General features: G+C 64.7%; 21 protein-coding genes and 1 riboswitch. Of the genes, 10 read left to right on the top strand and 11 right to left on the bottom strand.

All coding sequences use genetic code 11. The features are described 5' to 3' along the window. Positions 1-65: 65 nt before the first annotated feature. Complete coding sequence (locus tag HAP40_RS11050; RefSeq protein WP_008551322.1) at positions 66-554, bottom strand: sigma-70 family RNA polymerase sigma factor; 489 nt, start codon at positions 552-554, stop codon at positions 66-68. A gap of 171 nt (positions 555-725) precedes the next feature. Here HAP40_RS11050 and fabI point away from each other — a divergent pair, with 171 nt between their 5' ends. The 6 genes from fabI (at position 726) to HAP40_RS11080 (ending at position 6278) form a co-directional block, all read left to right on the top strand. Further along, a complete protein-coding gene (fabI, locus tag HAP40_RS11055; RefSeq protein WP_166817772.1) occupies positions 726-1541 on the top strand; it encodes an enoyl-ACP reductase FabI in 816 nt (271 codons plus the stop codon). Between the two features lie 12 nt (positions 1542-1553). Next, positions 1554-2153, top strand: a complete 600-nt coding sequence (locus tag HAP40_RS11060; protein WP_166817771.1) for a histidine phosphatase family protein — start codon at positions 1554-1556, stop codon at positions 2151-2153. Positions 2154-2274: 121 nt separating this feature from the next. Beyond that, positions 2275-3363: a chorismate synthase gene (aroC, locus tag HAP40_RS11065; RefSeq protein WP_166817770.1), complete on the top strand. Its 1089-nt coding sequence runs from the start codon at positions 2275-2277 to the stop codon at positions 3361-3363. A gap of 62 nt (positions 3364-3425) precedes the next feature. Next, complete coding sequence (locus HAP40_RS11070; protein ID WP_166817769.1) at positions 3426-4616, top strand: adenylate/guanylate cyclase domain-containing protein; 1191 nt, start codon at positions 3426-3428, stop codon at positions 4614-4616. A gap of 169 nt (positions 4617-4785) precedes the next feature. Further along, positions 4786-5064: a hypothetical protein gene (locus HAP40_RS11075; protein ID WP_166817768.1), complete on the top strand. Its 279-nt coding sequence runs from the start codon at positions 4786-4788 to the stop codon at positions 5062-5064. A gap of 86 nt (positions 5065-5150) precedes the next feature. Next, positions 5151-6278: a radical SAM protein gene (locus HAP40_RS11080; RefSeq protein ID WP_246741126.1), complete on the top strand. Its 1128-nt coding sequence runs from the start codon at positions 5151-5153 to the stop codon at positions 6276-6278. A gap of 31 nt (positions 6279-6309) precedes the next feature. Here HAP40_RS11080 and clpS read toward each other — a convergent pair whose 3' ends face one another. From clpS to HAP40_RS11095, 3 genes are all read right to left on the bottom strand, one after another. After that, a complete protein-coding gene (gene clpS / locus HAP40_RS11085; protein ID WP_166817766.1) occupies positions 6310-6615 on the bottom strand; it encodes an ATP-dependent Clp protease adapter ClpS in 306 nt (101 codons plus the stop codon). Positions 6616-6816: 201 nt separating this feature from the next. Next, on the bottom strand, positions 6817-7200 hold the full coding sequence (gene crcB / locus HAP40_RS11090; protein ID WP_166817765.1) for a fluoride efflux transporter CrcB: 384 nt from the start codon (positions 7198-7200) through the stop codon (positions 6817-6819). Between the two features lie 28 nt (positions 7201-7228). Next, positions 7229-8437 carry an MFS transporter gene (locus HAP40_RS11095; protein WP_166817764.1) on the bottom strand — a complete coding sequence of 403 codons (1209 nt, stop codon included), beginning with the start codon at positions 8435-8437 and terminating at the stop codon, positions 7229-7231. A 101-nt stretch (positions 8438-8538) separates the two neighbouring features. Continuing rightward, a riboswitch (Fluoride riboswitch) is annotated at positions 8539-8616 on the bottom strand. 229 nt (positions 8617-8845) lie between these two features. Between HAP40_RS11095 and HAP40_RS11100 the strand changes: the two genes are divergently transcribed. Next, the gene (locus HAP40_RS11100) at positions 8846-9724 is read left to right on the top strand and encodes a DUF1194 domain-containing protein (protein WP_166817763.1); all 879 of its coding nucleotides are present in this window, start codon (positions 8846-8848) and stop codon (positions 9722-9724) included. A 177-nt stretch (positions 9725-9901) separates the two neighbouring features. Next, positions 9902-10537: a hypothetical protein gene (locus tag HAP40_RS11105; RefSeq protein ID WP_166817762.1), complete on the top strand. Its 636-nt coding sequence runs from the start codon at positions 9902-9904 to the stop codon at positions 10535-10537. Positions 10538-10544: 7 nt separating this feature from the next. Here HAP40_RS11105 and HAP40_RS11110 read toward each other — a convergent pair whose 3' ends face one another. Together HAP40_RS11110 and HAP40_RS11115 are read right to left on the bottom strand one after the other, a co-directional pair. Beyond that, a complete protein-coding gene (locus tag HAP40_RS11110; protein ID WP_166817761.1) occupies positions 10545-11318 on the bottom strand; it encodes an enoyl-CoA hydratase/isomerase family protein in 774 nt (257 codons plus the stop codon). A gap of 16 nt (positions 11319-11334) precedes the next feature. Continuing rightward, positions 11335-12162 carry a nucleotidyltransferase domain-containing protein gene (locus HAP40_RS11115; protein ID WP_166817760.1) on the bottom strand — a complete coding sequence of 276 codons (828 nt, stop codon included), beginning with the start codon at positions 12160-12162 and terminating at the stop codon, positions 11335-11337. Positions 12163-12378: 216 nt separating this feature from the next. Here HAP40_RS11115 and HAP40_RS11120 point away from each other — a divergent pair, with 216 nt between their 5' ends. Then, entirely contained in the window at positions 12379-12762 is a 384-nt protein-coding gene (locus HAP40_RS11120) for a glyoxalase superfamily protein (protein ID WP_166817759.1), read from the top strand. A 28-nt stretch (positions 12763-12790) separates the two neighbouring features. Here HAP40_RS11120 and HAP40_RS11125 read toward each other — a convergent pair whose 3' ends face one another. Next, entirely contained in the window at positions 12791-13849 is a 1059-nt protein-coding gene (locus HAP40_RS11125) for a class I SAM-dependent methyltransferase (protein ID WP_166817758.1), read from the bottom strand. A 222-nt stretch (positions 13850-14071) separates the two neighbouring features. Here HAP40_RS11125 and HAP40_RS11130 point away from each other — a divergent pair, with 222 nt between their 5' ends. Next, positions 14072-14674: a hypothetical protein gene (locus tag HAP40_RS11130; RefSeq protein WP_166817757.1), complete on the top strand. Its 603-nt coding sequence runs from the start codon at positions 14072-14074 to the stop codon at positions 14672-14674. Here HAP40_RS11130 and HAP40_RS11135 read toward each other — a convergent pair. The 4 genes from HAP40_RS11135 to dxs form a co-directional block, all read right to left on the bottom strand. Next, positions 14671-15918, bottom strand: coding sequence for a class I SAM-dependent RNA methyltransferase (locus HAP40_RS11135; protein WP_166819550.1), 1248 nt, complete (start codon positions 15916-15918; stop codon positions 14671-14673). The genes HAP40_RS11130 and HAP40_RS11135 overlap by 4 nt on opposite strands. Next, positions 15911-16645: a TlyA family RNA methyltransferase gene (locus HAP40_RS11140; protein ID WP_166817756.1), complete on the bottom strand. Its 735-nt coding sequence runs from the start codon at positions 16643-16645 to the stop codon at positions 15911-15913. The genes HAP40_RS11135 and HAP40_RS11140 overlap by 8 nt, the downstream gene beginning before the upstream one ends. A gap of 27 nt (positions 16646-16672) precedes the next feature. Further along, the gene (locus HAP40_RS11145; protein ID WP_166817755.1) at positions 16673-17227 is read right to left on the bottom strand and encodes a nucleoside 2-deoxyribosyltransferase; all 555 of its coding nucleotides are present in this window, start codon (positions 17225-17227) and stop codon (positions 16673-16675) included. A 249-nt stretch (positions 17228-17476) separates the two neighbouring features. Then, on the bottom strand, positions 17477-19405 hold the full coding sequence (dxs, locus tag HAP40_RS11150; RefSeq protein ID WP_092259983.1) for a 1-deoxy-D-xylulose-5-phosphate synthase: 1929 nt from the start codon (positions 19403-19405) through the stop codon (positions 17477-17479). Positions 19406-19892 lie beyond the last annotated feature (487 nt).

Raw genomic sequence — 19892 nt, forward strand, 5'->3', positions numbered from 1 at the left:
GTGGCTCAACGTCGCTCGCTCCATCGGCATGCGGGCGGACAACACGCGATGCATCAACCCTGCCATCATTTCACTCGCCTCAGCGCCGGGCGCTCGCCCTCCAGCGAGGCTTTGACGTGCGCGCGGGCGCGTGCCAGGCGCGACATCACGGTGCCGATCGGCACGCCCTGGATGTCGGCGACCTCGCGATAGCTCATGCCCTCCAGCATCACCAGCAGCAGCACCGAACGCTGCTCCTCGACGAGGGTGGCCAGCGCCTTCTCGATGTCGCGCCCTTCGGCCTCGGTCCCGCTGGCATCCGGGTTGTTGTCGGTCAGCGGCATGAATTGCGGCCGCCTTGCCAGCGAGCGCCGCCGGTTCTTGTTGAGGTTGGTCAGGATGGTATAGAGCCAGCTCCTGACGTCGCCGCCGAGGAACAGGCGCTCCGAACGCAGCGCGCGCACCAACGTATCCTGCACCAGATCGTCGGCCGCATCCGCATCGCGCGTGAGCGCGCGAGCGTAGCGGCGCAACGCCGGGATCATGGCTTCCACACTCTGGCGAAACGCATTCATTGCGATCTTGACGTCCCGGTATCAGGCGCGAGCGCCTCAACGATGATAACACCCGAATGGAACGGCTATTCCTGCGCTCGAAACAGCGTTAACGCCGCGTATTAGGACTGTACCGCGAAGGAGGGCTGGTGTACCTCCAGACCTCAACCCGCTCGATGGGACATTGAGAAAATGGCGCAGAATTCAGGTCTGATGCAGGGCAAACGGGGTGTGATCCTCGGCGTTGCCAACAACCGCTCGATCGCCTGGGGCATCGCCAAGGCATGCCACGCGGCCGGTGCCGAGCTCGCCTTCACCTATCAGGGCGATGCGCTGAAGAAGCGCGTCGAGCCGCTCGCTGCGGAGATCGGCGGCCTCGTGCTCGGCCATTGCGACGTCACGGACGCTGCGACCATCGACGCCGTCTTCGCGGTGCTGAAGGAGAAGTGGGGCAAGATCGACTTCCTGGTGCACGCGATCGCCTATGGCGAACAGCTCGACGGCCGCTATGTCGACACCACGCAGGAGAATTTCTCCAAGTCGATGCTGATCTCCTGCTATTCGTTCACCGCGGTGGCGCAGCGTGCCGAGAAGCTGATGACCGATGGCGGTTCGCTCATCACGCTCAGCTATTACGGCGCCGAGAAATGGATGCCGCATTATAACGTGATGGGCGTGGCCAAGGCCGCGCTGGAAGCCAGCGTGCGCTATCTCGCCGCCGATCTCGGCGAGAAGAACATCCGCGTCAACGCGATCTCGGCAGGTCCGATCAAGACGCTCGCGGCGTCCGGCATCGGCGATTTCCGCTACATCCTGAAATGGAACGAGGCCAACGCGCCGATGCGGCGCAACGTCTCGACCGAAGACGTCGGCGGCAGCGCGCTGTATTTCCTCTCCGACCTGTCGCGCGGCGTAACCGGCGAGGTGCACCACGTCGATTCCGGCTATCACGTGCTCGGCATGAAGCGCCCGGACGCGCCTGATATCTCGTTCGGCGGGAAGGACTAATCTTCACCTGGAATGCCTGTGCCCACGATCTACTACCTTCGTCACGGCGAGACCGAATGGAATGCGCTCGGCAGGCTTCAGGGCGTCAAGGACATTCCGCTGAACGCGCGCGGCCGGAGCCAGGCCGTGCAGGCGGGCGGTATCCTGGCCGATCTGTTCAAGCGCGAGCGCCGCGACAAGGCGGCGCTGCCCTACGTGTCGAGCCCGCTCGGCCGCGCGCGCCAGACCATGGAGCTTGCGCGCGGCAAACTCGAACTGCCGGTGGCGGACTACACGCTCGACGATCGCCTGCGCGAGATCGGCTATGGCACCTGGGAGGGGCTGACGCTTGCCGAGAGCGAGGCGACCGATCCTGACGTCTATGCCAGGCGCCTGGCGGACAAATGGATGGTGGGTCCCGCAGGCGGCGAAACCTATGCCGATGTGCAGGTCCGCGTGCGGGCCTGGTACGATCAGCTCCAGACCGACACGGTCGCTGTTGCCCATGGCGGCACCTGCCGGGCCCTGATGGTCTCGCTCGGCCTGGAAACGCCGGCCAGCGCCGCCGAACTCTATATCGAGCAGGGCGCCGTCTACGTGTTCCGCGACGGCCGGCTGGAGAAGTTCAGTTGATTCCACCCGCCGTCATTCCGGGTTCGATGCTCCGCATCGCACAGAAGGACGGCAACAGGGGTTGAATGCGGTGTTTCCGGGCGCTACCACAAGCCAGATCTGACTAATGAGCTAGAGACGGATGTCCTTCAACACCTTCGGCCACATGTTTCGCGTCACCACCTTCGGCGAGAGCCATGGGGTGGCGATCGGCTGCGTGGTTGACGGCTGTCCGCCGATGATCCCGCTCACCGAGGCCGACATCCAGCAGGATCTCGACCGCCGCCGGCCCGGCCAGTCGCGCTTCACGACCCAGCGCCAGGAGCCGGACCAGGTGAAGATCCTGTCCGGCGTGATGGCGCATCCGGAGACCGGCGTGCAGGTGACGACGGGCACCCCGATCGGGCTCCTGATCGAGAACACCGACCAGCGCTCCAAGGACTATTCCGAGATCAAGGACAAGTTTCGGCCCGGTCACGCCGACTTCACCTATGAGGCGAAATACGGTCTGCGCGACTATCGCGGCGGCGGACGCTCCTCGGCGCGCGAGACCGCCATGCGCGTTGCCGCGGGCGCGATCGCGCGAAAAGTGCTCCCCGACGTCAGGGTGCGGGGCGCGCTGGTGCAGATCGGCCCGCACAAGATCGACCGCGCGAAATGGGACTGGGACGAGATCGCGAAAAACCCGTTCTTCTGCCCCGACAAGGACAAGGCGGCGTTCTTCGAGACCTATCTCGACGGTATCCGCAAGAGCGGCTCCTCGATCGGCGCGGTGATCGAAATCGTCGCCGAAGGCGTGCCGGCGGGCCTGGGTGCGCCGATCTACGCCAAGCTCGATTCAGATCTCGCGGGTGCGATGATGACCATCAACGCGGTGAAGGGCGTCGAGATCGGCGCCGGCTTCGGCGCGGCCGAGCTCACGGGAGAGGAAAACGCCGACGAGATGCGCACCGGCAATGACGGCACGCGCTTCCTGTCCAACCATGCCGGCGGCGTGCTGGGCGGCATCTCCACGGGACAGCCGGTGGTGGTGCGCTTCGCAGTGAAGCCGACCTCGTCGATCCTGCAGCCGCGTCTCACCGTCGATCGCAAGGGCGCCGATACCGAGATCTTCACCAAGGGCCGCCACGACCCCTGCGTCGGCATCCGTGCCGTCCCCGTCGGCGAGGCCATGATGGCCTGCGTGCTCGCCGACCACTTCCTCCGCGACCGCGGGCAGGTGGGGCGTTGATGTCGCGGTACTAGCCCACCGCGCAGCTTGACGACCCCGCAACTTCGCCCGCAAATGCGGGCATGGAAAGCTCGGAGCTTCAGCGTGTCTCCAACTGGCTGATCGATGGCGCCTGGTCGTCGATGGCGCCGCCCGAGATGATCGCCGATTTCTGCGAGCGTCTGGTCGCGGCCGGCCTGCCGCTGTGGCGGTTCGGGATCTTTATCCGAACGCTGCACCCCGAAATCTTCGGTCGCAACTTCATCTGGCGGCGGGGTCAGGATCTCGAAATCGGCAGCGTGGATTTCGACATCCTGGACACCCCCGAATTCGGCCGCAGTCCGCTCCGCATCGTTTTCGAGCAGGGCGTTGAGGTCAGGGGGCGCGTCGACGATCCCGACAGCAAGCGATTTCCGTTCGTCGACGACATGCGTGCTGAAGGCGCGACCGACTATATCGCGCTACCGGTCCCCTTTCTCGACGGCTCCATCCACGCGACGAGCTGGGTCACGCAGCATCCCGGCGGCTTCAGCGACGGCGACATCGCGGCGATCCGGTCCATCATCGCGCCGCTCGCCCGCGTCAGCGAGATCATCAGCCTGCGCCGCACCGCCGAGATGCTGCTCGACACCTATGTCGGCAATCGCGCCGGCGCGCGCATTCTCGGCGGCCAGATCCGCCGTGGCCACAACGACACCATGCAGGCCGCGATCTGGCTCTCGGACCTGCGCGGCTTCACCGCGCTGTCGGATCGGCTCCCGGCCGAGACGGTGGTCACGATCCTCAACCATTATTTCGACTGCCAGGTCACCGCGATCCGCGGCCATGGCGGCGAGGTGCTGAAATTCATGGGCGACGGCCTGCTCGCCGTGTTTCCGATCGACGAATATGTCGGCGATGCCGCTCATGTCTGCACGCGCGTGCTGGAGGCGGCGCGCGAATCCCGGGCCAGCGTCGAGGCGCTCGCCGTTCCGGTCGGCGATGCCGTCGAGCGCTTCCGCTTCGGCGTCGCGCTGCATGTCGGCAACATCCTCTACGGCAATATCGGTGGCGGCAATCGCCTCGACTTCACCTGCATCGGCCCCGCCGTCAATCTCGCGGCCCGGCTGGAGAAGATCACGGGCCGGCTGGGGCGGACCGTCGTCGCTTCGGAAGGATTTGCCAATGTCTGCCGCGAAGGCTGGCACGAACTCGGCGAGTTTCCGATCGCGGGATTTTCCAAGGCGCAGCGCGTGTACGGGCTCGCGGAGGAAACGCCCGTGGTGATGGCTTAGGGGCTCTTTCCAGGAGCGATGCCTGCTCCATGAGGTGGAGCAGACCAACCGGTCCCGACACATTGCCGCAACAATGGAAAAGGTATAGTGTTCATCATTGCTCAGCCGGCTCGATAGTCCGGCCTTTCGTTCGATCCCTGCATTGCGTCGCGAAAAAGGGAGCATCATCATGCCGATTACGACGCTGAAGGTTTTGGCAAGCCTCGTACAGTTGCATGGGCCTGGCGCAACCATTCAGAGCGACCATCAGGGTATCGATGCATTGCTGAACGATCTGCGGGGACCGGGTGCGGAGCAGGGCGTCGTCACCGACGCCCCCGTGGCGACCCAGGTTGCTTTCAGACGAGGCGCTTTTGCTAAAGGCGCCAACGCAGGTGCCTTCCGCAGGGGGGCATACGCTCCGGGTGTGGGCGCGTTCCGCCGCGGCGGATTCGTTCGAGGGTACTAGTTAAACTTACTCCAGCTCGTCTCGGTGTCGGCATGTCGGCTGACGGTCCAGATTGTGTCTCTTTCCAGGATCAGCCGATCACTCAATTGCTGGTCAAGGTCGCAACGAGATGTAACATCGATTGCTCTTATTGTTACTGGTTTCGCGACGCGTCCGTTTACACCAAGCCGAAGCTCATGAGCCCTGACGTGCGGCATCGTCTGCTGCAGCGCATCGAGGAGCACGTCGTCAGGTTCTCACTCGCCGATTTTCCCGTCATTCTGCATGGCGGCGAGCCTTTGCTGTGGGGCGTCGAGAATTTCCACCGCTTTGCCGAGGCCTGCGAGGCCATTTCATCACGGACCGGATGCGTCATACCGATCGCGGTCACGACCAATGGTGTGTTGATCGATGATGAATGGCTGGCCTGCTTCGAGGCCCGCAACATTTCGGTTGCGATCAGCGTGGACGGACCGGCACATATTCACGACCTTCATCGCAGGACGTTTCAGGGGACGGGCACCCATGCCGCCGTGGAACGTGCCGTTCGCATGCTGGTGTCGCGCAACATTGGCGTCATCGCCCTGGCCGTCTGCAATCCCGCTTACGCGCCGCAGCAATACGCAGATTTTTTCGCCAGCTGTGGAATCTCCAACTACGACATCATGATTCCCGATGCGACGGTGGATGAGACTCCGCCCTCCATTGGCGCTTTCTACAAGGGGCTGTTCGACCTGTGGCTGGAGGCAAATCGCTCGACGGCGGCGACCGATATCCGCATCGTCTCGGACATGATCACCGCCCTGCTTGGCAACAATTCACCGACCGAGGGCGTGGGCCACAAGCCCGTCGAGCTTTGCACCGTGATGACCGATGGCACCGTGGAGGCCCACGATGTGCTGCGGATCGCGGGCGACGGCTTCACCAACACCGGGTTCAACATCTTCGATCACGCGATCGATGAGGTCAGGAATGAGCCGCGCTGGAAAGCCGCGCGCGATGCCTCAATCAATCTTTGTGCGAAGTGTCGCCAATGCAAGTTCATGAACGCCTGCGGGGGAGGCTATCTTCCGCATCGTTTCTCCAAGAAAAACGGCTACGACAATCCGTCAGTCTATTGCGACGATCTCTACTCGATGTTTGAGAACATGCAGTCCGTACTGGAGAGTCATCTCTATGTCAGCAAGCCGGACGGTGTGCGCGTCAACTTGCGCGACACGCTGGCAGGCGCCTGATGGATGTTGCTGCGTTGTCCGGCTCGTATCCCTATTCCTCCGGCTCCGTCGTGAACAGCAGCGGATAGCCCTTGGCGCGGCCGGCATCGGTGGCGCGCGTCGCCTTGGTCTCGGCGACGTCCCGGGTGAACACGGCGACGACGCAGGTCCCCAGCTTGTGCGCGGTGATCATCACCTTGTAGGCCTGATCCTCCGTCATGCGGAATTCAGCCTTGAGGATCATCGTGACGAACTCGCGCGGCGTGTAGTCGTCGTTGATCAGGATGACCTTGTGCAGCTTCGGCCGCTCGACCTTGGTCCTGGTCCTGGTTTTCGGTTTGGTGACGGTATCGTTCATCGTGTCCTGAAACGCCCGGTCCTGATGAGCTCCAGCCGTCTCATCATATGGCAGGCGCCCGGACTCCTCCAAGATGGTCGGTGCGGCCGCTCATGCCGCTGCCGATGGGCAGGGATGCACCGATCGCGCGTGCGCTGCGCTGGATTATTGCTCGAGCATGATCCTTTCGGAAAGCCGCTGCACACGTTTCCGGATCATGCTCTAGGGAAGCGCCCGAACGACCTGCAGGGCGGCGATCAGCGCCCCCACGGACAGCACCACCGATGCAATCATGTAGACGGCCGAGGCGAGGGTCTGACCGCGCTCGATCAGATACCAGGCATCCAGCGAGAAGGTCGAGAATGTCGTGTATCCGCCACAGATGCCGACCGTCAGAAATAGGCGTGCGGCCTGCGGCAGGTTCCATCGCGTCGCGAACAGCGCGGTGAAGATTCCGATCAGGAATGATCCCGTCACGTTGATGATCAGCGTGCCCCAGGGAAAATCGGTGCCGAAGGCGCGGCCCGAGCCGATTGCGACGAGATAGCGCACGACCGCGCCGAGCGCTCCGCCGGCGGCGACAGCCAGAATGTATTGGGTGTTCAACGTCGTGTTTCCTGGTTTGCAGCCTGCATCATCCGTTCTTTACCGCCAGCCTGCCGCCGACCGCGAACAGCCCGACCAGCGAGACCAGCGCGAAGCCGAGCCCCGCGAGGAACGTGCCTTGAGGACCATAGGCGTCCCACAATGCGCCGGCGATCACGCTCGCGGCCAGCAGGGCAAGCCCTGTGAACAGGTTGAAATAGCCGAAGGCGGTGCCGCGCAGGCTCGGGGGGGCGGCATCGGCGACCATGGCCGAGAGCAGGCCTTGCGTCAGTCCCATATGCAGTCCCCACAGCACGACACCGAGCGCGAGGCCCGCAAGGCTCGGGAGCAAGGCCAGCGCGAGGTCGGCCGCGGCGAGGAAGACCAGACCGAGAGCGAGCAGGCCGGTCCGGTTGATCCGGTCCGACAGCACGCCGGCCGGATAGGCCGACAGCGCATAGGCAATGTTCATCAGCACCAGCACCGCCGGCACCCACATCACGTTGAGTCCGATGTTCTGCGCGCGCAGGATCAGGAAGGCCTCACTGAAGCGCGCCAGCGTGAAGACGATCCCGACCGCGACGACGCGCCAGTACACCGCTCCGAGCTGCCGCATCGCGGCGAGATTGAGCGGGTTCTTCGCAGGCTCCCGGCTCGGGTCCGGCTCCGGCTCGCTCACGGCGAATGCGATCAAGCCGAAGGACAGGAAGGCCGGAAGCACCGCCACCCAGAACACGATGGTGAAATTGTCCGCCGTCCACCACATCAGGCCGATCGCAACGAGCGGCCCGAGGAAGGCGCCGATGGTGTCGAGCGATTGCCTTAGCCCGAAGCTCGCGCCGCGCAGGCCGACCGGGGCGATGTCGGCGATCAGCGCATCGCGCGGCGCGCCACGAATGCCCTTTCCGACGCGGTCGATGAAGCGTGCCGCCACCAGCCATCCGACGCTTGGCGCCAGCGGAAAAAGCGGTTTGGTGAAGGCGGCCAGCCCATAGCCGAGCGCGGCAAGCAGCTTGCGGCGGCCGAGCCAGTCCGACAGGGCACCCGAGAATATCTTGGTGATCGAGGCGGTCGCCTCGGCAATACCCTCGATGAAGCCGACGGTCAGCGTGGAGGCCCCGAGCACGGTGACGAGATAGATCGGCAGCAGCGCATGGATCATCTCGGAAGAGATGTCCATCAGCATCGAGACGAAGCCGAGCACCCAGATTCCCCTGGGCAGGGCGGCACGTGCAACATTCGGTGTCGTCGTGGTCACGCCTTCGCGTTCTCCTTGGCCATTCTTCAGGCAACAAAAAACCCGCCATCGGCGGGCCTGTCCATGCTCCCGCCAAAGGCAGAGGCTCAAAGATTGCCTCACCTCAAGCAGGAGTCATCAGCCCATTACGGTTACGGACCGCCGGGCGCTTGTCGGGGGACTCCATCCCCATCTGTGCGCCCAGCCTAGCATGGAAATTGTGCCGGACAAGTGGGTGGGGTGCGTGTCTCCACACTGCGCCGTCAATTCGGTCGCGCGTGTTCCGGTGACGCAAGCGCGGCAACATGGCGGCAGCTTTGCGTGGGCCGTGCAAATTCCTAACTCGAATGTGAAGTGCAAGCGATCTTCGCACTTTGCGGCAAGCCGTTTGCATGTCACCATCACGTCATACGACGGGAGACTGCTGCGATGCGCTTGCTGTTCTCGATCGGGGCTGTGCTGGTGGCCGGTATGCTTGCCGGAGGGGATGTCGCGGGCATCGCGGCGCCAGGACCTAAATTTGAGCCGCCCAAGAATCCGCTGTCCAAGAATCAGCCGCAGCGGCTGGCCGCCGACAAGGACGCACAGGCCGTCGACGTCGAACTGATCCTGGCGGTCGACGTGTCCTACTCGATGGACATGGACGAGCTCGCGATCCAGCGCGAGGGCTACGCGCAGGCGATCCAGTCGAAGGAATTCCTCCAGGCGCTGAAGCTTGGTCCGAACGGCCGGATCGCGGTGACCTATTTCGAGTGGGCCGCCTCCAGCGACCAGAAGATCATCATCCCCTGGCGGCTGGTCGACGGTCCCGAGACGGCGGATGCGGTCGCCGCCGAGATTATGAAGACGCCGATCCGGCGTGCCTCGCGCACCTCGATCTCCGGAGCGATCACCTTCGCGATGCCGCTGTTCGACGAGGATCCGTATCGGGGCTTGCGCCGGGTGATCGACATTTCCGGCGACGGCCCGAACAATAATGGGGGGCCGGTCACGGTGGCGCGCGATGCCGCGCTCGAGAAGGGCATCGTCATCAACGGTCTGCCGATCATGGTCAAGGAGCCGTCCTATTCGACCATGGATATCGACAATCTCGACTTCTACTACGAGGACTGCGTCATCGGCGGTCCCGGCTCTTTCGTCATCACGATCAAGGAGCGGGAGAAGTTCAAGGAAGCGATCCGCACCAAGCTGCTGATGGAGGTCGCGGGCCGCACGCCGGAACGCCCCGTGATGCGGGTTGCGGACAGGGAGCCGCGCGTCAATTGCATGATCGGCGAGAAGATCTGGTCGGATCGCTGGGGCCGCTGATAGCCTGCCCGCGGTTGAGACTTTTCGCCTCATCTCGCCCAGTCATCGCGCTTAACCCCTCGTTAACCGGCACGTGGCCCTAATCGGACGGTTTCTGTTTGTTTCCAGGCGGCGTCTGACATGCCGGCAGGCGAGCGAACGAAGGCGGGTTTGTCAGGCCCGTGTCCGAGCAGTCCAATGGCCATCGTCACGTCGAGCACCAGCCAGATTTCGCCCGCCAACGAGCGGGTCTTTCACCAGAGCAGGCTGCTCGGTGAATGGAAAGGCAATTGGGTGGGCAACAACCAGCCCGTCAGCTTCAACGTCGTCAACATCCGCGGTGCCCGGGCGCAGGTCGAGTACACCCATAACGGAAAGACCGAGCGGGGTTTTGGCGAGGTCAACGGCGCGCTGATCACCTTCGGCGGGGTCACGGTCGGCACCAAGGACGGCAAGAACATGGTGCTGTTGTTCTCGGCGGGCGGCGCCGGCAAGCAGACCGCCAATCTCGAGAAGCAGGACCCGCCGCCGTCCGACAGCCGGCTCATGGGAAGCTGGGGCGGTTATTCCAGCGACAACGGCAAGAGCGCGAGCTTCAAGGTGCTGTCGGTCAACGGCAAGGAAGCCGAGGTCAGCGTCACCACCGACGGCATCACCCGCCAGGGCACCGGCATCGTCTACAAGAACGTCATCATGTTCGGGCAGGCGCAGATCGCGACCGACGACGGACAGAACGGCAGGATTATCTACCAGGTCGGCACCAAATCCTTCATGGTGCCCGTGACCAAATATCCGCCGGCCGATTCCTCGTCGACGCTCGACAAAACCGCCTGAGCCCGCCTCACCATTTCGCCGGCCGCTTCTCCACGAACGCTCTCAAGCCCTCCTGCGCCTCGTCCGATGTCGCGACGTTGCAGAAATCGTCCACGGCGCTTGCAATGCTGCGCCGGTAGTCGAGATCGATCTGGCGCATGAAGGCGGCGCGGCCCATCCGCAGCACCGCCGCCGATTTTCCCGTGAACTGCGCTGCGAGCTTTGCGACCTCGGCCTCGAGCTCCGCATCGCCGACGACGCGGTTCACCACGCCGAGCTCGCGCGCCTCCGCCGCGCTGAAGACGCGGCCGGTGAACAGCAGTTCGAAGGCGCGATGACGTCCGACGATGCGCGGCAGATGGGCATAGTGAATCGCCGGGATGACGCCGACGTCGATCTCGGGATAGCCGAACGTCGCGCTCTCGGCCGCCAGCACCACGTCGCAGGACACCGCCATGGTCATGCCGCCGCCCCGCGCAGCGCCGCCGACCGCGGCGATGGACGGCTTTCCGAGCCCATACTGCGCGTCGTAGAGGTCGATATAGAGCGCCTGCAGGAACTCGCGGATCTCCGCGCCGGACCTGCCCAGCAGAATGTCGAGATCGAGGCCCGCCGAGAAGCGCTTGGCAATCGCGCTTCCCAGCACGACAACGCGCGCCTCCGTATCGTCGGCGGCGCGGCGGAGCGCGGTGACCACCGCGCGGATGACCTCGAGGCTCAGCGCGTTGACGGGTGGGCGGCGCAGCGTGATGCGGGCGATGTTGCCTGCGCGTTCGTAAGTGACGAGGCTGTCGGGTGTCACCTGGTTCTCCATGCTGTCAAGTCGTCATCAGCTTCAACTGCCGGTCCATCCCGCGCACGGCTTCGCAGGCGGGGGCCAGGGCGCCGGCGCCGATCATCTGCCAGACCTCGCTTGTCTGCTCGGCCAGACCCGGGATCGTGAGCGGCAGGCGGGCCGCCTCCTGGAGCGCGCCCTTTTCGTTGATGAGATAGCGCTCGTTCAGTGCGTACAGGACCTGTGCGACGCAGGCGAGCGACCTGTAGAGGCATCCTGCGACATGGGTCTGCTCGCCACGTGCCACCGCGAGCTCCGCATTCTCGATGCCAAACGAGATTTCCCACTGGAAACGCTGGATCAACGCCTGACGCAGTGGCGGCGGATAAGGCAGCGCGATGGATTTGAGCCGGGCGATCACGCCGTTCGGATCGTGCAAGGGCTGACAATACGCGATCTCGCCCATCCAGATCGCCGAGCAGAAGCCGTGCGGATGGCCTGGCTGGTAATCCATGGTGACCACGCCGGCGCGGCAGGATTCCATCACGGCCTTGACCGCATCGGCGTTGCGGTAGAGCAGGTCAACCTTGCGGCCTTCCACCGAAAGCCAGGCGCCGCCGACGATCCACGGGCCCCATTCTCCGACCGGCGTCACGGCCGTGGCGGCGGGATCGTCGGCGATCTCCTTCGCGGCGGCCAGCAAGCGTTCGGTATCCAGCGGAACCGCCGACTTGAAATAAAGACCGATATCGTAGTCCGACGCCGCATGCGCGCTGCCCCGCGCGCGTGAGCCACCGAGGACGACTGCTTGCACGCCCGGTACTTCGGCAAAGGCAGATGTCAGGCGGGTGAGGAGCGGATCGTCGGGCATGAACCGTACGATGCCATCACTTCGCCGCCGGGAGCGCGCGATCGTTCGGCGCCACCGCCTGCGGTGCCGAGCCTGGACGTTTCATCGTTATCCTCCCATTCCGGCAGACTCGTGCGGCCGTGCGATGGCCAGCTTATGTTGCGGCCCGGCGCGTGCAAGACCTCGGGAACGCATGCTAGGCTGCGTGCAGGGGATCGCTCGCGAGATGGACGATTGATGACCAACGAACAGCCGATGATGGCCGGCTCCGCCACCGTTTTCGTCGTCACCGACATCACGGCGAGCCTCGCTTATTACCGTGATGTATTCGGCTTCGAAGTCACCTTCGAGGACGGCTCGCCCCCGGGCTATGTCTGCCTCTGTCGAGAGGAGGTGTCCCTGCATCTGCTGGCTGCGGCCAGAACGAAACGATTGCCCGGGCAGGGCGGTCTCTGCGTCTTTGTCCGGGACGTGGACCAGCTTTATGCCGAGCTGGCGGAGCGCGGGGCGACGCTGGTCAACCAGCCGCAGGACCGCCATTACGGCATGCGCGACTTTGACGCGGTCGATGCCGACGGCAACCAGATCACGTTCGGGATGGGCGTGGGCGCCGCGGCCTGACAATATCAGCCGCGGCGTTCCTGCCGGGTCAGATCCGGGCCTCTAGGATCAGATTGAACGGAGTCTCGGCGGCGCGGCGGAAGCGAGACAGGCCGCCTTCACTGGCGACCTTGCGCAGCCTTGCCTCGCCGGCCTGCGCGCCGAGGGCGAGACCCACCTCCTGGTCGAGCGAGGCTGGCGTGCAGATCATGGTCGACGCCGCGTAGTAGACGCGTCCGACCGGATTGAGGTTGTCCTCGAGTCGGTCGTTCGCGAACGGCTCGACCAGCATGCAGGTGCCGTCTTTCGCCATGCTCTCGCGCACATGGTTGATCGCGCCGACCGGATCGCCCATGTCGTGCAGGCAATCGAAGAAGCAGACGAGATCGTAACCTTCGGCCGGATAGGTCTTGGCCGAATGAACCGCGAAGCTGACACGGTCGCCCAGCTTCGCCTCATTCGCCGCCTTTCGCGCCGCCTCGATCGAGCCCTCGTGATAGTCGAAGCCGTAGAAGCGTGACTTGGGGAAGGCTTCCGCCATCAAACGCGTCGAGACGCCGTGACCGCAGCCGACATCGGCGACTTTGGCGCCGCGCTTGAGCTTGTCCACGACGCCGTCGAGCGCGGGCAGCCATTCCTGCACCAGGTGATGCATGTAGCCGGTGCGGAAGAAGCGGGCCGTGCCGCAGAACAGGCACTCGCTGCGCCGGTTCCAGCCAACGCCCTTGCCGGACTTGAATGCCTCCGAAATCTTCGGTTCGTCGAGGAATGTCGAGGCGATGACGTTGCCGAACGCGCCGAGGAAGACCGGGCTGTCCTCGTCGGCGAGCGCCATCGCCTGCTCGGGCAGCATCGAGAATTTGCCCGAGGCTGAATCGTACTCGATGTAGCCGGATGCGGCCTGGCTCGCGAGCCATTCGCGGATATAGCGCTCCTTCGTTCCGGTGGCGCTCGCGAGCTCGGAAGAGTTCATCGGTCCCTTGGCGGCGAGGGCGCGGTAGAGACCCAGCTTGTCCCCGAGCAGGACCAGCGATGAATTCATCGCGGCGCCGAACTCGGTGACCATCTTGCCCATAAAGGCATTCAACCTGTCGGAATCGACATTCATGACAGCCTCCGTTCAATGTTGGGCACTTCCAGGGGTCTGCGCACTCACGAGAGGGAGCGCGCTTGGGTGCCTTGCAAATGGGTCAACCGGTCACAGGGGAGGTTCAAGGCGTCAGGAAAAGGTGATCCCGGAACCGGACGCCGCGATCAACCGGCATTGCCGTCACTGGCATTTGCACGATACCGGACGTATAGTTTGCGGAGCTCTTGACGGTTACCCAGTATGCCCAGCCTTGCTCGTTCCTGTGGTCTTGCAACTCTCCTCGCCGTGCTCTGCCTCGGCGGAGCACATGCGCAGGTCGCGCCCCTGCAATATTGGATCCCGGGCGGGCCTTTCGGCTTTGGCGGCAGCGCCGTCCAGAGCTTCGACAGCTTCGACAGCTATGGCAGCTTTCCGAGTTTCAATGCCGGCGATGCCAGCGGCTACGATTTTCGCCCCGGTTTCTTTGTCGGAAGCCAGCGCGGCAATCTTGGTTTGAGCGGCCTCAGCCAGAGCGCGCTCGCCGGCAATTTCAGTTCGCTCAATTATGACAGCACGCAGTTCGGCTACAACAGCAAGACCGCGGGCGGCATGCCCGTGACGTTCTTCGCCGGTTTCAACACGCTGAAGTACGGTGACGGTATTGGTAGCTCGCTGGCCCCGCTGACCTCCAGCGCCGCACCTGGCTATGGCGCGTTCGCGGGCGTCGAGTTCAAGCCGACCTCCAACCTCAGCCTGTCGTTCGGCGCCGGTTTCACCCAGCAGGACTCGAGCCGTATGGACAGCGACATCAGATCGAACATGCTGCCCGGGGAGTCGCCGGCGCTGAGCGGGCTTCGGCGCTAGCGCTTGAACTTCGCCACCAGCTCCACATGCGGCGTGTGCCGGAACTGGTCCACCGGCACCACCGTTTCGAGCTTGTAGCCGCCGTCGATCAGCAGCCGCGCGTCGCGGGCGAAGGTCGCGACATTGCAGGATACCGCGACCACGACGGGCACCTTGCTCTCGGCCAGCTTCAAAGCCTGCGCCTGCGCACCTTGGCGTGGCGGGTCGAACACCACGGCGTCGAAGTCGCGCAGCTCCTGCGGTACCAGCGGGCGGCGGAACAGGTCGCGGGGCTCGGCCTTGATCGGCTTCAGGCCCGGTGTGCGCGCCGCTTTCGCGAGCGCGGCGACCGCGCCGGCGTCGCTGTCATAGGCTGCGATGCGCGACTTCTCGGCCAGCCTCAGCGCGAACGGGCCGACGCCGCAGAAGAGGTCGAGCACCTCCCTGGCCTTGCCGACGCGTTCGGCGACGAGAACCGCAAGCATCTCTTCGCCCGCCACCGTCGCCTGCAGGAACGAGCCCGGCGGCAGCGTCACCTCGGCACGGCCTATCCTCAGCGTCGGCGGCAGGCGTTGCAGCACCAGCTCGCCATGCCGGGTCAGCCGCGCCAGGCCGTGCTGCTCGGCGACGCGCGACAGCACGGTCACCAGCGGCGTCGGCAGGGGGCCGGAGCCGCGTACGTCGACGTCGAGGCCGTTGGCGGTCGCGGTGACCTGGATGTCGAGCGGCTTCGTGACCGCCATTTTCGACGTCAACTGTTCGGCGAGCGCCCAGGCGGCCTCGAGCGCGCCCTCGAGTGCGGGATCGAGGATGGGGCAGCGATGAATCGGGATGACGTCGTGCGAGCTCGTCGCGGAGAAACCGACCTTGAGAACGTCGTGCGTGCCGAAGCGGCCGTGCAGCGTGATGCGCCTGCGCCCGGCACCGTGGGCATCGACCAGCGGCGCCACCTCGCAATCGAGGCCGGCCTGCGCCAGCGCCTCGACCACGATGCCGCGCTTCCAGGCGTGATACGGCTCGGCGGCCCAGTGCTGGATCGCACAGCCGCCACAGACGCCGAAATGCGGACAGAACGGCTTGATGCGCTCGGGGTTCGCGACGTCCACGGCGAGCAGCTTGCGGCGGTCGGGATGATGGCCGACGACGTGGTCGACCTCGACAGTCTCGCCGCCAAGCGCATAAGGCACGTAGATCGCTTCGCCCGTCGCGAGCGAGACGCCGTCGCCGCGATGGCCGACATGATCGATGGTCAGGCGCTCAACCACGGCGCGCGCCCAGGAAGAATTCGACATTGCCGTCACCGCCGGTGATCGGTGAGGGGAATATCTCGATGTCGGTGCAGCCGAGCGAGGCGGCGAAGGCCGCGATGTCGTCGCAAATCTCCCGGTGCACGGCGGCGTCGCGGATGATGCCCTTCTTGTTGTGCTTTCGCTCGGCTTCGAATTGCGGCTTGATCAGCGCCAGCAGGCTCATGGGTGCCGCCGCCAATGACAACGCCACCGGCAGCACCGTCTTGAGCGAGATGAAGCTGACGTCGATGACGACGATGTCGGGCCGCGCCGGCAGACGCTTGCCCTCGTAGCTGCGGATGTCGGTCTCCTCCATCGACACGATCTTGGGATGATCGCGCAGCGAGGGATGCAATTGGCTGGTGCCGACATCGATGGCGAACACGAGGCTCGCGCCGTTGGCCAGCAGCACTTCGGTGAAACCGCCGGTGGAGGCGCCGACATCGAGGCAGACATGGTCCTCGATCTCGATGGGATAACGTTCCAGCGCGCCGGCGAGCTTGACGCCGCCGCGGGAGACGTAGGGGTGCGCAGGCTCGGCCTGGATCACGGCATCCTCCGCGATCGTCTCCGACGGCTTTGCGACCTGCCTGTCGTCGGCCGTGACGAGGCCGGCCTCGATCGCCGCGCGCGCCCGCGCCCGGCTTTCGAACAGGCCGCGCTCGACCAGCAATACATCCGCGCGCTTGCGGGCAGGGGGCATCGGATCTCCGAAGAACGACTGGAAGGCTTATGTAGCGATCAATCGCGCGGCCGCCATCCGGACGCAAGTCTCGAACGCCGCGAGATCGTGCCAGACATCGATCGGCATCGTGGCCGGCGTCACCAGCGGGCAGCCGTGCAGCTCCAGCGCATGGATCATCATGAGGTTGTCGACGAGACCGAAATCCTCGACCGTCAGCCCCTGTGCATCGACCAGCCGTCCGTCCTCGGACGCGACGTCCATGAAGCGGCCGACGCGGTCGGCATAGACGGCACCGTCGTTGGAGTAGGCGAGGCAGAATTTGCGCCGCCCGGCCATGTAGCCGAGCTCGTAGACGGTGCCGGGATCGGCTCCGGCGCCCCGGAACGGGGTGAGGTTCGCGATGATGGCGTCGGCCTCATCCATCATCGTCTCATTGCCGCAAAAGATCTGGCGCGAGGCATCCGGTGCGGTGAGGTCGATCGCGTTGTCGAGAGGATAGAGGCCGGTGAGCCCGTGCGCGGAGCAGATTGCGACCTTGCGCCGGCCAATCTCAACCGCATCCGGCAGGAACACGTCGGGGCCCGCCAGATAGATTTTCATGGAATGACCGTTCGAATTCAGACGAGCTGCGAACCGCGCCGAAAGCTGCGCTCCCGCCCCCGCTTGCGGGGGAGGGTTGGGGAGAGGGTGTCTCCGCAAGCGAGAACCCCCAAGAGGAGAGAGCCCTCACCCGGATCGCTTTCGCGACATAGCCGAGGCTCCGCCTCGGCGTTCTCAGATACGGCCGCCTAAGGCGGCCTTTGCCTCTCCCGCAAGCGGGAGAGGTAAGGGGCAGCGCCTGCTCGGCAATCAGGCCAGCTTGACCGTCTCGGCTTTGACGTCCTTGCCGAGCGCCTCGAACACCTTGGCGACGATGCCCTTGGCGTCGAGACCGGCACGGCCGTACATCGCGGCCGGCGTGTCGTGGTCCTGGAACACGTCGGGCAGCACCATCGAGCGGAACTTGACCATGCCCGTGTCGAGCACGCCCTGATCGGTCAGGTACTGCGCGACGTGGGAGCCGAAGCCGCCGACCGAGCCTTCCTCGATCGTGATCAGGATCTCGTGGTCGCGGGCGAGCTTGAGCACCAGCTCGGTATCCAGCGGCTTCATGAAGCGCGCATCCGCGATCGTGGTCGAGAGGCCGTGGGCTGCGAGCTCGTCGGCCGCCTTCTCGCATTCGGCCAGACGCGTGCCGAAGGAGAGCAGGGCGATCTTGCTGCCCTGGCGGATCACGCGGCCCTTGCCGATCTCGAGCGGAATGCCGACCTCGGGCATCTCGATGCCGCGGCCTTCGCCGCGCGGATAGCGCAGCGAGCTCGGACGGTCGTCGATGGCGACCTGGGTCGCCACCATGTGCACGAGCTCGGCTTCGTCGGCCGCCGCCATGATCACCATGTTCGGCAGACAGCCGAGATAGGCGTTGTCGAACGAGCCGGCATGCGTCGCGCCGTCGGCGCCGACGAGGCCGGCGCGGTCGATGGCGAAACGCACGGGCAGGTTCTGGATCGCGACGTCATGCACGATCTGGTCGTAGCCGCGCTGCAGGAAGGTCGAGTAGATCGCGCAGAACGGCTTGTAGCCTTCGCTGGCGAGACCGGCGGCGAACGTCACCGCGTGCTGCTCGGCGATGCCGACGTCGAAGGTGCGGTCGGGGAACGCCTTGTTGAAGATGTCGACGCCGGTGCCCGACGGCATCGCCGCGGTGATGGCGACGATCTTGTCGTCCTTCTGCGCTTCCTTGACGAGGCTCTGGCCGAACACGTTCTGATAGGCCGGCGCGTTCGGCTTGGCCTTGGCCTGGGTGCCGGTCGCGACGTCGAACTTGACGACGGCATGGTACTTGTCGGCGGACGCTTCCGCAGGCCCGTAGCCCTTGCCCTTCTGCGTCACGACGTGAACCAGGATCGGGCCGGTCTCCATGTCGCGCACGTTCTTGAGCACGGGCAGGAGATGGTCGAGATTGTGGCCGTCGATCGGGCCGACATAGTAGAAGCCGAGCTCCTCGAACAGCGTGCCGCCGTCCATCATGAAGCCGCGGGAATATTCCTCGACGCGGTTGGCGCGGTTGGCGATGATCTTGGGCAGGCGCTTGTTGATCTGCTTGGCCGCATCGCGCAGCGTGCGATAGGTCTTGCCGGAGTAGAGGCGCGACAGATAGGCGCTCATGGCCCCGACCGGCGGCGCGATCGACATGTCGTTGTCGTTGAGGATGACGATCAGGCGCGAGTTCATCGCACCGGCATTGTTCATGGCCTCATAGGCCATGCCCGCCGACATCGCGCCGTCACCGATCACCGCGATAACGTTGTTCTTGCCGCCGGAGAGGTCGCGTGCGACCGCCATGCCGAGGCCGGCGGAGATCGAGGTCGAGGAATGCGCAGCGCCGAACGGATCGTAATCGCTCTCGCTGCGCTTGGTGAAGCCGGACAGGCCGCCGCCGGTGCGCAGGGTGCGGATGCGGTCGCGCCGGCCGGTGAGGATCTTGTGCGGATAGGCCTGATGGCCGACGTCCCAGATCAGCCGGTCGCGCGGCGTGTCGAAGACATAATGGATCGCGGTGGTGAGCTCGACCACGCCGAGACCCGCGCCGAAGTGACCGCCGGTGACCGAAACGGCATCGATGGTCTCCTGCCGCAGCTCGTCGGCAACCTGACGAACCTGCTCGATCTTGAGCTTGCGCAGGTCTTCCGGCGTCCGGATGGTGTCGAGAAGCGGCGTTTTACTGTATGCGTTCACGGCGATTTCCAATTTGTCAGCGCCGGAAGGTCGTTCCGGTGCGCGATGGGTTTGCACAATTTCGGCGCAGCGCGAGTCCTCAAACCGTCGGAGCCACCTGCATGGGGCAAGGCCCCGTCTTCAAGCTTAGGTAAGCTTAAGTGCGCTCCGGTTCAGTCTCTGTGATCCCTGTCACTTAGATCGGCTTCGCCCGTCCCAGCCAATTCATCAGCAGTTTGAAGCCCTTGTCGTCGGTGATCTGTGCCCACGCAAGGCTTGCAAAAAGCCACACTCCGCGCAGCTTTACACCAAAGCTTGGGCCAAAGCCAACCCGCCGGGCCGATTGGGGGTTATGCAGTGCAACCCGCGGGCCAGAGTGGTTAACTGCGGCCCGCTACGAGGGGTTCCCGGTCGGCGCGGTCTGTTGGCGGGCTTTTTCGCCAGAATCAGAACTTTTTTGTCCTCGGACGCCGTTTCCAGACCGGGGATCGAGCGTGTTCCCGATGGA

The sequence above is a fragment of the Bradyrhizobium sp. 1(2017) genome (assembly GCF_011602485.2).
In the GTDB taxonomy this organism is placed as follows: Bacteria; Pseudomonadota; Alphaproteobacteria; order Rhizobiales; family Xanthobacteraceae; genus Bradyrhizobium.